The organism is Haloarcula vallismortis ATCC 29715 (genome assembly GCF_000337775.1).
GTDB lineage: Archaea > Halobacteriota > Halobacteria > Halobacteriales > Haloarculaceae > Haloarcula > Haloarcula vallismortis.
Genome location: NZ_AOLQ01000002.1, coordinates 20,482 through 32,920, shown reverse-complemented (window position 1 = coordinate 32,920; position 12,439 = coordinate 20,482). Strand labels below are relative to the sequence as shown.

General features: G+C 55.4%; 7 protein-coding genes. 5 read left to right on the top strand and 2 right to left on the bottom strand.

The genetic code is table 11. The features are described 5' to 3' along the window. Nucleotides 1-104: 104 nt before the first annotated feature. Nucleotides 105-770 (bottom strand): CRISPR-associated CARF protein Csa3, encoded by a 666-nt coding sequence (csa3, locus tag C437_RS00110; protein ID WP_004514838.1) that lies wholly within the window; start codon nucleotides 768-770, stop codon nucleotides 105-107. 441 nt (nucleotides 771-1,211) lie between these two features. Between csa3 and C437_RS00105 the strand changes: the two genes are divergently transcribed. After that, complete coding sequence (locus tag C437_RS00105; protein ID WP_004514837.1) at nucleotides 1,212-2,078, top strand: hypothetical protein; 867 nt, start codon at nucleotides 1,212-1,214, stop codon at nucleotides 2,076-2,078. 116 nt (nucleotides 2,079-2,194) lie between these two features. Here the strand turns inward: C437_RS00105 and C437_RS20865 are convergent, their stop codons facing one another. Beyond that, a complete protein-coding gene (locus C437_RS20865; RefSeq protein ID WP_241431616.1) occupies nucleotides 2,195-2,416 on the bottom strand; it encodes a hypothetical protein in 222 nt (73 codons plus the stop codon). Between the two features lie 24 nt (nucleotides 2,417-2,440). On the opposite strand from C437_RS20865, the gene C437_RS20860 reads away from it, so the two are divergent. Genes C437_RS20860 through C437_RS00085 form a run of 4 tightly spaced genes read left to right on the top strand, consistent with a single transcriptional unit; the run spans nucleotide 2,441 to nucleotide 12,417 of the window. Beyond that, nucleotides 2,441-2,998: a hypothetical protein gene (locus C437_RS20860; RefSeq protein ID WP_241431615.1), complete on the top strand. Its 558-nt coding sequence runs from the start codon at nucleotides 2,441-2,443 to the stop codon at nucleotides 2,996-2,998. Then, nucleotides 2,998-6,060, top strand: coding sequence for a hypothetical protein (locus C437_RS00095; protein WP_004514835.1), 3,063 nt, complete (start codon nucleotides 2,998-3,000; stop codon nucleotides 6,058-6,060). The genes C437_RS20860 and C437_RS00095 overlap by 1 nt, the downstream gene beginning before the upstream one ends. A 1-nt stretch (nucleotide 6,061) precedes the next feature. Beyond that, a complete protein-coding gene (locus C437_RS00090) occupies nucleotides 6,062-6,886 on the top strand; it encodes a hypothetical protein (RefSeq protein WP_004514834.1) in 825 nt (274 codons plus the stop codon). 2 nt (nucleotides 6,887-6,888) lie between these two features. Then, nucleotides 6,889-12,417, top strand: coding sequence for a DEAD/DEAH box helicase (locus tag C437_RS00085; protein ID WP_049919532.1), 5,529 nt, complete (start codon nucleotides 6,889-6,891; stop codon nucleotides 12,415-12,417). Nucleotides 12,418-12,439: the final 22 nt, after the last annotated feature.

Here is a 12,439-nt window from a genome sequence, read left to right as displayed (position 1 = left end):
CGGGAACACACCAGCTTTGCACCGCCTGTTCGTCGAAGGTTAAAAACGGCACTCTGTCGTCCCCTGGTCAGGATGTCTAAGAGGAGCGTAGATCGGGTGTAGTGCTACCCCCGGTGTATATGATTATTAAATTCAACACCACTCAGAAAAATCCGTCCGCTATCTGTCTGTTCTACAGTCTTCGTTCGACCTTCTTTAGTTGTTTGGACGAATCCTTCCGATTCTAGACTGTCAACGTGGCGAGCAACAGTACTTTTGGACTTCTCGAGCTCGGTAGCAATTTCACTGATAGACAACGGTGTATCTAGGGCTGTTAGATCCGCGAGTAGCGTTGTCTCAGCATTGGAGATATTCCCCCGAAGGTTCAATTGAGGGATCCGACGCACACTACTGTCAATATCACCGACTTGGAGTATGGTATCAATATAGTTCTCGTTGGAGAACGTGGCAACCGTTAGTGGAAGTAGGATCTCTCGCGCACCACCACCGAGGACGACTATCGTTTCACCTTCCGCCGCTTGTATAAGGTCTGTACAGAGAAGCGTCGTTTCTACAAAATCTGTATATGGAAGTTGCTCCGACTCCAACTTGAGGTCTGAGACCACCTGTGTCAACACATCTGCCACTTCTTCGAATGCGTCCTCGCTTTGATCGGAACTTTTCGCGGGTTGGAGGAGTACAACCCGATCCGACTCGTCTAAACCTTCGCTTAATACCGGTCGAACGACACGTCGACTGTCGAATCCTAGCGGCGCGAGGTACGTTCTCATATATGTAATATTCTGCCGAGACCCTGTTACTGTTCTGAAATAGTGCAACAGTAGTCATCAGATTAGGTTGAAAACGGAGTCCAAAATGCGTCTCACTCAGCAGTTCCTCGGACGGACCTCTTCACTGTCCCAGATTAATGCAATCGATGGAGAACTGTTTCATCGACGATAATTATTTGATGTCGGGCTAGCAACTGGTGGTCGTTCGCACACTATGTGCCGGTTTATGGTTACCACCGGCACAAGGAGAGACATCTCTATAATTATAATCTATCCGACATATTTATGGTATCGGGGGCATGACTGGTTCACGGAAGCAAATATCACGAGCAGGCCGGACGGGCCTGTATCCCGTAGCTACGGCTATGGGTAATTGATGCGAAGGAAAGGCGTCACCCCATCCCACACAGACGCCGCAAAAAACCCAAGCACCCCAGGTGAATGATGGACCCACCCGACTCAGAGACGCCAGCACTAGCGGACTTCATCGGAACACGAGATTCATTTCTCGTCATCCGAGACCCACAACTCGCAAAGACTGGTTCCCAGGCCCGCGCACAACTCAGGTCACTGCCGTTCCTCGCGCAGTTTGGCCTCCGGAACATCGCCCATCCCGGCATCTACGACAACGGACTACGACTCGTTGAATATGACCTCGTAGCGAACGAAACGCTACGAGAGAACGGTGTCGATGATGTCGAATTCCCGCTGGTTCACTACGTCAGTCAGGAAATGCTGACTGGTGAACTCCAGGATGAGGACAGTACCTTCGATGAGCAGGATGTCGTTCGGCGGCTACTTCGAGCGCGGCCAACCGATACGACGTACGTACTGGTCACCGATACGAGCACCCCGAAGATGCCACGACTCACGAAGAAACCCGGTAAGTCGTTCATCGACGAATTCGAGTGCTCGGTCGCGGATTACAAGGGGCTGCTGAAACGGTACCTCCAATACAACCTTGACTCCGCTCTCCCCTTGTCAACGACACAGAACCTGTACTTCCACCAAGTGTCAGCGCACCACAAGCGCGCCGGTATTGAGGCTGGTTCCATCCCAGACCTGTTCGATTACACGCGCATTCCCGCAGACAGTCCTGCATGGGATCCCCTCTACTACCTCATCCGCGAGGACGTTGACCAAGTCCTTGAGGATTACTCGGAACGTATTCGCGAAGCACTTCGGTCTTGGACCGAGCGCGGGCCGACTCAGAAGGTCGCCAACAGCATGCTCGACATGATCGAGCGGGTGGATTTCGAGGAGGACCGGCTCGATAACTACCGCTACCGTCATCAAAAGGACACATGAGCACGACGTACACACCGGCGAGTCACAAGCCGAAAAAATTACTCACCGGGTTTATCTCGGTGCGAGCACCGGAACTCAAGCACATCTGGGCTTCACTTCAGGGAACGACGAGCGCCTCAGAAGTCGCGAGTAAGTTCAGTCGCCCGTCCGGCAGCGGGCTCAAAACGAACCACGTCGAAGACTCGCTGCGCTTCCTGAACGCTGTCGACCTCGTGGAGAGTCCGACAGGGGATGTGCTCGACACAGTTGAACGAATCAACGATCGCCACTTCGATGGATTGCCTTTCGAGCCGCGCTTGCTGTATCACTGCAACCAGCAGGGCAGTCGTCAGAGTCATTTCGCAGATATCCACCGAGCGCTCTTGAGTGAGGGAAGTAGGACAGTAGAAGCTGGCCGGGACAACATTCGGACGATCCTGAAGCGGGAGACTGACTACGACTTCTCTTGGACGGACGAAAAAATCGATATGTGGGTGACGCTGACTGAGCAGCTGGGCCTCATCACCGAGACCGAAGACGGCCTCGTTTTGAGCCCCTGCCGTGCGTTGATGTACGACGCCCTTGCGCTCGCTCCGACCACCTCGACTGAGGACCCTGACTACGACGACCTCACTGTCGACGACGGCGAGGCTCAGCAGATGCTCAACTGGATTAACGACAACCTGTTCACCATCTACGAAGCTAGGACGGGAACCCCTAAGATCCACCCCGCTATCGCCGACGTACTTCGGAACATGGCCGAAGATGGCGTCGTCGACCTCTCAGCACCGGGAGATTCACAGAACGAAGTGAAGCTTCCACCCGAAAACCTCAACGACGACAGCCGCGGCAATCGGCAGGACGTGACGTACGTATCGGTTCACTCCAAACCGAACGAGACGGCTTACCAGTACCCCCTCGACCAACTCCTCACCCACTAATGAGCCAACAGACTTCGAAGTCCACGACGGGCAACGAGATGCCCAGTTACTGGGATGACCAGCAAGTCGATCACTTCATCACGTCAGAGGCGCACACGAAAAAGAAGACGCCAGAACAGTTCAGAGAGACACACGTCGACATCGACAGAATCCAAGCGGATTTCTTGACGCCACTCGGAATTTCGGACGAATTTGTTACTCAGGAGGACGTGCTCAACGCTATTACAGCGTCCCATCTTGAGGACCCGAACCGCATCTTCATCCTACGAGGCGAACCGGGATCAGGCAAGTCACAGCTCTGTGAGTGGGTTAAGTACCAGATCAACGGCTACGGTGAGGGCGATGAGGGAATGGAAGACCGTGTGGCGCTTCATGTTTCCCGAAGCCAAACCCAGATGGACCAGATTCTCGATGTACTCACCGAACCACTTGATGTTGATCCTGATGTTAGGAACATAGAGGGAAGCGACCCCTACGACTTGGCGAACCCAATTGTCGGTCTTCTCCGTGGGTACTGGTCAACCGAACTCCTTTCAGATGAGGAATTGGAGGAGCTCACGGCAGAGCGCGATGACGGTACTGATCTCCGGGACATCTTCGCAGAGAACATCAGCGACTATCAAGAGGCCCTATCCTCCCGTGATGAGAATCCCGAGTTCAATCTTATCACTAGAAGTGACTATAGAGAACTTCATCTCTCTCTTAGCTCCGGAAAGAAGTTGCGAGATAATAAAGAGATTATCTTCCCCGCGTTGAAGAAGCAAGCCCATGAATACCTTTCTAAGAACTTAGTAGGCGATTTCAAGGAGCAACTTCAGGAATATTCTGAACTTTACCAAGACAAAGATGTCCGTCCAACCCTAATCTGCGAGGACCTAACAACATTTAGTGTCCTGAAAGAACAACTCTTGGACCATATCTTCGAACTCAGTAGCAGTAGCTACGATATTGTTCTCGGTTGGACGATTGGTTGGGAGCAGGATAACATCAATGATGCATTGGCCCGACAAAACGCCGCTGAGTACATGGAGGGGCGTTCAGAGGGGAAACTCACGTTGACCGATGAAAAGGGCGAGGCGTTCTTCCTTGACGATGACGCGTCGGTTGCCCTCGCCCGGTCGTATCTTGACGCAATCAAGCGAAATTCCGACATTGAAAGTGCACCCGAAGAGGTCGAAGAAGCGTTTGACAACCTCTATCCGTTCAACGAGCGGTTCATCCATGTCGCATTCAGACAACTGAACGACGAGGGGAGTAGCCGAAAGACACCGAGGTTGTTACTCTTGCGGGTAGTCAAACACTGCCTGAAGTCGAGTTGGCCGCCTTATGAGGCGATGAAATCGAACTCGTTCGTCGATACTCCGATGTTGGAGATTGACGCGACCTATGATCAAATATATCGTGATATTAGTCGTTGGTATGGAGTAGAACTAGACAACGGTATCGGTGTTAAAACAGAGGTTCTTGACACGTTCGGCATTCCCTTCTCAGAATCAGACAATATCTCTGTTAAGAATGAGTACGCAATATTTGAGAAGGGTCAATGGAGTGGTCTCAACCCACGGGAGAAACCTCCTGTACCAGATCACCAAGTCGATGAAAAACCGGAAGAAGATGATAAAAACGAGGATGAAGACGTATCTGAAGAAGGAAAATCAGACGATGATGAGCAGGACTCTGAAGAGGATAAAAAGCAGGATGAGTTGACCGATGAACAACGAGAGCGACAGCGAAAAATTCAAGAATTCCAAGATTGGGTAACCAGTGGCGAATCATACCCAAGCTCTGATACACTCCATGACGGAGCTGTTGCCACACTCGAACGTTGGCACGAACCCACACGTCTCAGCAATCCAAATGCTTCAACTCGTTCCGTAGGGGGTATCTACTTCGCTCGGGGGGACAGCATCCCAGTTTCAATTCAAGGAGATCAGCAGCGGCAGGCGAGTATTGACATCGAACTTGAGTGGGGCTCTGATAATGCTGACCTCTACACTACCATCCTTAAATTTGGTCTCTATGAGGTATATGATCCTCAGACGGCAAATTTCGACCAGCTTCGCGCGTGGGCTGATACGAACGTCGCTCAGTTCAAATACGAGATGCGCGAGGAGATCGAGAACTGTCTTCCGTCGGAACTCGACATCGAGAAGACGCTGGTGCTTGCCCAGTGCTTCCTGATCAACTCGGCACGTGGCGTCGAGTTCGAAGACGGGGGGATTCCACCTGAACTCGTTTTTGAGGAGTACAACAGTAATCAGCCGTACGGGAAACCAGTTTCCGAGCACTTTGATAGAGATAGTGCGTTTGGACAGGCGTTCAGCGACCTGACAATGTCGTCCAGCGACATCAGTGACCTGATCGAGGGGCTTTTCCTCCTCAAAAAGAACGTCGTGGACTACGAGCGTCTTTCTGAAGCACGGCGTGAAATTTCGAATGACCCGCAAGCGCATGTCGACGCAGCGCTCATGATCGACACTGCTGACCTCGCGGACGCGTACAAGGTCGGCACGACACGCAACAAGGCGAACACGAAGCTGTCGAGCCTGCTCGACCGGATTTCCGACTACGCTGCCGAACTCGATCGCCTCACCGTCGAGGAGGACGCATCCCACATTCAGGAGGCACTCGAACCGGTGGAGCGCTGGTACGATAGCAGCCATACCGTCGACGACCTGGCCGAGTGGTTCGAGACCCTGTATGAATGCGCTGGAGCGGTGGACGTACCGATTAAACCGAGTTACGAAAACGCCTACGAGACGCTAACAGAATCGCCTGAGGAAGTGAAGCTATCGGCGTTCATCGACGACGTCGAGCAATTCCAGAACATGGAGGACACAACGGGCATGACGCTCATTGCCCGACTCCATGACTTCGCCCGTAGTCAGCACGAACAGGACGCTTGGGACATTTACGAGGCGTTCGACTCGCTCATCGAGGACCTCCAGGAAAAAGACCATGCGACCGGTGCGGATCTTGAACACCGTATCAAACAGCTCAGCGAGTACAGCGACTACGAGCAGAAGCGCCAGAAAATTCTCTCCGTGACGGAGGACCTGTGAGATGTCCGGAACACAATCACTACCCACCGCTGTCGACGCACTCGAGGACAAGGCTCGAAAGCACAAGCAAGCACAGAACACCCAGTATCACGTGTCGATTGCTCGCCATAATATCAGCGAGATCAACAGTGAACTCGACAACCTCGAAGAAGCGCTTCGAGACCTACGGTACTACAAGACGGTTCTCGAGGATGCGTTCGATGGTTCAGCACCAACGATGCTCGGTAGTGCCGTTCAGACGGCCGAGAACGTGGCCGACGTTACTCAGGACGATCTGCTGGGCAACGTCAAGAGCAGTGAGATGTCGAACGACGAGATCTCTCTCGACGAGGATGAGACTGAACCGAAAGTCGAACTCACGTCCGAGGTCGAGACTCATCTCAGTCAGATTCGCTCCGCAAAGGAGCAGGTCGAAAACGTCAGTGAGACTATTCAGAGTAAACTGAAGAGTAAGCGAGACACTTGGAGTACGCGAGTCAGCGCCGCTGAAGAACTTCAAAAAATCCTCGGCGGCCAGAATTCGGACTTCTCGCGTACGCTCAATCACATGCACCGCCTCCTCACCCGGGATCTGATGGATTCCAGCGGGAGCGCCTCCAAGTTCGTATCCGAGTGGGAGAACGCTACGGATAGTTGGGAGAAACACCAATCGCTCCAGAGCTTCGACGACTTCAAAGAGAAACACGGCCTGTCGGATTCGACCATCGAGGACGTGAAGACACTCAGCAAGTCCCAGCAGCTCACGCTGGCCGATGTCTCCATAGAGACCCTTGAGGAGATGAAGCGCGTCGACGAACTTGAGTCGGCCGTAGAACTCAGTCTCTGACAATGAAGGACCCCGCTGCCCGCGCGGAACAGATGCAAGGGGCCTACCGCGACTACTTCATCGGTCGCGGGGGACGTGCCGCTCGCAGCGTAGCGCATCGATTAGCCCACGGTGAGAGCGACGTCACAGGGATGCGTGGGCCGTTCCTGCAAGCGCTCGACATCCCGAACTGGAGTGACCGCTCGTGGGATACCTTCGCCAGGTCGGCACGCCTCGAACCCCATATCAGACAGGCGTTCTCGGAGATCGGCTTTGAGAGGCTCTACGACTTTCAGGAGCGGAGTATCGAGTCGATACTCGACGGTGACGACACGGTGATTACCGCCGCGACGGGGCGGGGGAAGACTGAGGCCTGGCTGATTCCGATTCTCAACCGGATCCTGGAAGTAAAACGCCGCGAAGAGGATGAGGGAGACGACACGAGCGTCAAGGCAACGCTCATCTACCCGACTAAGGCGCTTGCCCAAGACCAGTTGAAACGTCTCCTCCAGTATCTCTACCGCATCAACAAGCAGCTGAAGTCGTCACAACGCATCTCAGTCGGTATCTACGACGGTGACACGCCCCGCGACGTGAGCGAGTCCGGTGCAGAGGGGTACCTCAACTCCACGTTCAAGCACTTCGAGTGTCCCGGGTACAACCCCGAACTCGACAAGTGTCAGGACTGCGGTGGTGGTGTCCGCGTCAGAAACACCGGTGCCCGGTTCAAGCTCATCCCGGAGAAAGCTCAGTGTGAAGACGACGAACCGAACGACGTACCGCTGGACTTCCTCCGACTGACTCGGTACGACATCCTGGAAAACGGCGTCGACATCCTCCTTACGAATCCCGACACTATCAACTACCGGCTCATCAATACCAACGCAGAGGACGAGCACCAGCGGTTCATTTACGAACCCGAGTTCCTCGTTTTCGATGAAGTTCATACGTACGACGGGCTGTTCGGAAGTTACACGTCGACGTTGATGAAGCGCGTACAGGCGCTGCGAGAGAACCGAGATGTCGACGACTTGCAACTCATCGCGAGCAGCGCGACCGTCGAGAATGACGTCGAACTCTTCCAGAAAGTCAGCGGCGCCGTGGACGTCACACAGGTGAGTGAGTCGCCGCGTGAGCTCGACGTGACGGTGCCATCGGCCGTCCCGGAAGAGCTTACGTCGCACAGTCTGTCCGTCGACCGCATTCTGCGTGCGACGGGAACACCGGACGACGCTGTTCCGGGGCTGGACACGTTCGATTACACGCTCGAGGAGGCATCGAGCTACGACCGGGACCGTCGGGAGACACTGGTCGCCGGTGCCTTATTCGACCATTTGACCGGCGCTCACGATAATCACGGCGTGCAAGTTGTACAGTATGTCCACCAACTGCTCTACGACGATCCGCTGACACGCTCGGAACTGCACGACCAGTTGGCCGAGACCTTCGACCTCGATGAGACAGGTGTCGATACGCTGGTGGAGAACGTCCGCACACTCGGGGAGTTCTCCGGAATCTTGGAAAACCGCAGTCACATGTTCTCCTGGCCGATCGACGGGTTCTACGCGTGTGCAGCGTGCGAAGCCGTCTATCGCTCGCCACAGGATACCTGTCGGGAATGCGGATTCGAGTTCGTCACTCGTTCCACATACTGTCGACACTGTAGCGACGAACATCTCGTTGCCTGGTACTGTCCCGAGTGCGATCAGTTGGAACCGTACACGCCCACCGAACACGGATCAGTCGGGCAGGACGAGGACCACGTCTGTACTCGATGTGAGGGCGCTCGAGACGACCCCGTGCAGATGGTTCGTGCCACGTTCCAGCCATTCTTGGAGTGCCAGGAGTGTACCCATCGGGCAGAACGGACCACCATCGACCAGTGCTCCGACTGCGGATCCCGTACTGTCCGGACGGACCCCGAGACGGCGACCTGCATCAATCCACAGTGTGGCAGCACCCAAAGAGTCGAACTCACCTGTGAGCAATGTGAAGGCTCTGTGTTCGAAGTCGCTAGCGTCGAAGGACGATTCGATTGCACTGAATGCGGCGCTACGTACGAACGTCCTGAAGATGCCCCAGAGCTTTGCCGAGAGTGTAATTCCCCACTCGAAACGACTCGGCACCTACCGTGGGTCTGTACGAACGACAACTGTGATCGGATTCACTTCCGAGATACCCCCGACCAGTGTCAGTGTGGGTCGTCGTCGTTCGTGAAGCGAGGGTTATTCGAGATCCAGTACGACCAGCACTGCCGGTCGTGTGACACCGCGTTCGTCGGGGAAGAAGGATGTGGTTGTGACGATCCCGACATCCACGAGAGAACGGGCTCTCATCAGGCCTACAAAACGCTCGACGAACACGGTAGAGTGCACTCGATGAGTTCCCAGGGCTCGGCTGTTCCGTGTCCACACTCATACGCTCGCTACGAAATCGGAAGTCGGTTCGACGAGCTGATGCGCAGCCCGAACAACCTGGCGGCGACGACATCACAATACCTGATGCGTGCGGTCGCTGACGACGAGGGACAACAAGCTGCCAAACTCCTCTCGTTCGCTGACTCCCACCGCGACATGAAGGAGCTCAGCAGGGACTTCTCCGAGCCCGAGACCGAGACGCTACTGGACCAACTGCTCGTCCGTGGCGCAGTGAACGACGATTCGTCCTCGTGGGTATCATTCGACGATGTCCTCGAGTACGCCGACGAGTCCATCGATAGCCTCAACGAGTCGCTGGAACCGCCACGAGTGGCAAGGAACGTCGAATTCGATCTGAAATCGCGTCTCAAGGACCAACCTCGTAAGCGGTGGGACGACGATGATGCACTGTACGACCGGCTCACGCGGCGTGCACTACCGTACACTTACAGTCAGCGTCTCGGGGAACGTGACGAGCCCCTCTCGGAAGTCGGTCTACTCGACGTACGGTTCGCCCCCGGGCTGGATGCCCTTTCTGGTGACGAACGGGCAATTGTCCGCGAACTCGTTAACGAGGGGAACGATTACCGTGTGGCGAACTTCGAAAGTCCCAGACCGAGTAGAGAAGCCACCGAGGTGGTTGCCGATCTCGTCGAACGGGGTATTCTCACGTACGGCCACTCCGACGAGTACGTCTCGTTCGACCCGTCTGCGCTCGAAGTCACCGTTGCTGGTGTTGGGGACAGCATCGCTTTCGATCCCGAAACAGAGCGGTACTACACGACACTCGAGCACCAATTCGGCCTCGACAGTCAATCGGCAGTTCAGTCTAACGCGACCTTGTCGGAACTCGCTTCCGTGTCGCATCCGCGCTTCACACAGCGTGCTCACCGGGTAGAATACTCACAGACCCGTATTTTGGTTTCAGAGGAGTATCTTGGAACGACAGAGAAGCGAAAGCGCCGTGAACTCGAGTTCCTCTTCCGCGAAGAGAACTATCCGCACCACCTCTCCTCTGGGCCGACGATGGAACTCGGCGTCGACATCGGCTCGCTCGACGCGTTGTTACTGTACGGGACGCCCCCTAACATGAACGCGTATCTCCAGCGTGTGGGGCGTGCCGGACGCAGCTCTCACTCGTCGCTGGTGCATTCCGTGAGCCAGCGCAATCCGATCGATTACTACTACTACGACCATCCAGAGGACCTTATTTCGGCTGAACCGACGCCGGTACCTCTCAACGAGCATAACGAAGAGGTACTGCGGGTTTCGCTTTCGTGGGCTGTCTTCGACTTCGTAGCGTCCAACTTCTCGATTCCGTGGAACGTCAGCCGCCACGGTCGTTCGCGCTCGATCGACGGTGGCGATACCTATCACCAGCGCAGTACACTCGAGGAGAGTGAACGAGAGGACGCGAGCAAGTTGACTCACGTTATGTCGCTCGCCGCCGATACGCTATCGCTGGGGAGCGACGATTCACAACTTGCGGTACTGAGCGAAGTGGTATCCGATCACGAGTCAGAGATCAGGGACTACCTCGAGTCGCTGCTTGAGTACCAGTATTGCGAGGACTGCGAACGCCGGTACGCGGCCGACGACGACCGAACTACCTGTGAGCGGGAGGACTGCGACGGCCGAATCCGACACGCCGGAGAGCAGTTCGGAGACCTCGTCGAGGACGCGATCTCGAACTTCGACGACCGGTACATCACGCACTATCAGGAGTATCAGGAGTCGTTGGAGAGCGAACGCATGTCGCTCTCCGAACGAGACCGCGAGCTACGGCGCGACCAGCAACGTGCGAGTGCGGACGAGCGCGGTCGCATCATGCGTGAGCGCCGCGGGCTCCAGGAACGCATAGAAGTACTCAAAGAGCACCTTTCCGACTTGGGCCAGGAGAGTTACTTCGATTTCCTCCGGGAGTCCCGCGAGAGCAAGTACGATTTCTCGATGCGAAGTGTCGCAACCACGGCTGGTCTAACGCTGGTCGATGAAGGGTATGACCGACGCAACGTCGGTGACCAATCAAGTGGTAGGGCGATGCGGATGGCGCTGTCCGAGCTCCACCCGGGTGCGGCGTACCTCGACAATGGTGAGACCTACACTGTCGCCCGGATTCGTTTCGACGAAAAGGCGGGTTCTGACCTACGAGAATCCGTCACCGATGCGGACATCGACGACCACCTCGCGGATGAACTTGTCTGCCCGGCGTGCCATTCGACTCACGAGTTTGATGCGACCGACTGTGACTGTGAGAACGATGTACCGTTGAAACGACGCCAACTCGCAGTTCTCGATTCTGTCGACGCATATCACGACAACCTCCAACTGACTTCTGAGGGCGACGAGGCGCGTTACCTGCACAACGAACCCAATCAGGCAGTGCAGAACACCTACGCCGAACGCGAGACCTCGATCCTCTCGTTCGATACCAGACAGACGTACGAGCTACGAACAGACGAAGGAGACGTACTTGGAACGCTCGAATACGGTGATTACTCAGTCCTCTTGTACACAGATGGATATCGCACGAAGTACAAATCGGGCGAGGTCGACGCACAAGAGTCACATTTCGAAGTCTGCGGCGAGGAGAACTGCCACGGTGTAATCTATGAGGACGACGATGAGACACGTCGGTGTAGTGCAGACCCCGATCATTTCCCCGGAGGGAGAGGAGCGGACTCTGAATTCGTCAGACTCGGGTACCAATACGAGACGCAGGGTGTGCGCATCGAACTGGAGGACCGCGAACTGTCCCACACGCTCGCGCACGGTCTCCGGGTCGCTCTCCAGTACCTCGGCGGCGTCAACATCCGTGAGCTCTCCGAGTACGTTGGGGAAGATCACGTCGACATCTTCGAGTCACAAGAGGGTGGATCAGATGTCGCACGACTCCTCTTCGAGCAATCCGACGGCAACTTCCGCGCCTTCGCGCGAGCAGTCGGTCTTATGGATGACCAGTTCGATTGCGACTGTGAGAATGGCTGTCCGTCCTGTCTGTACCAGTACGGGTGCGACGTCCGGAACGACCAGCGGTCCTTCGACCGCGACCGTCTCCAGGTCAACTTGGACGGACAGGATTTGTCGATTCATCCACTCGACAATCGGGACGCGAACGAACAGTTGACTGACTAACTACATCCCACAGAAATCCCCA

Coding starts and splice junctions, on each gene's coding strand:
- csa3 (WP_004514838.1), bottom strand. CDS start 770: ATGAGAACGTACCTCGCGCCGCTAGGATTCGACAGTCGACGTGTCGTT.
- C437_RS00105 (WP_004514837.1), top strand. CDS start 1,212: ATGATGGACCCACCCGACTCAGAGACGCCAGCACTAGCGGACTTCATC.
- C437_RS20865 (WP_241431616.1), bottom strand. CDS start 2,416: ATGACTCTGACGACTGCCCTGCTGGTTGCAGTGATACAGCAAGCGCGG.
- C437_RS00095 (WP_004514835.1), top strand. CDS start 2,998: ATGAGCCAACAGACTTCGAAGTCCACGACGGGCAACGAGATGCCCAGT.
- C437_RS00090 (WP_004514834.1), top strand. CDS start 6,062: ATGTCCGGAACACAATCACTACCCACCGCTGTCGACGCACTCGAGGAC.
- C437_RS00085 (WP_049919532.1), top strand. CDS start 6,889: ATGAAGGACCCCGCTGCCCGCGCGGAACAGATGCAAGGGGCCTACCGC.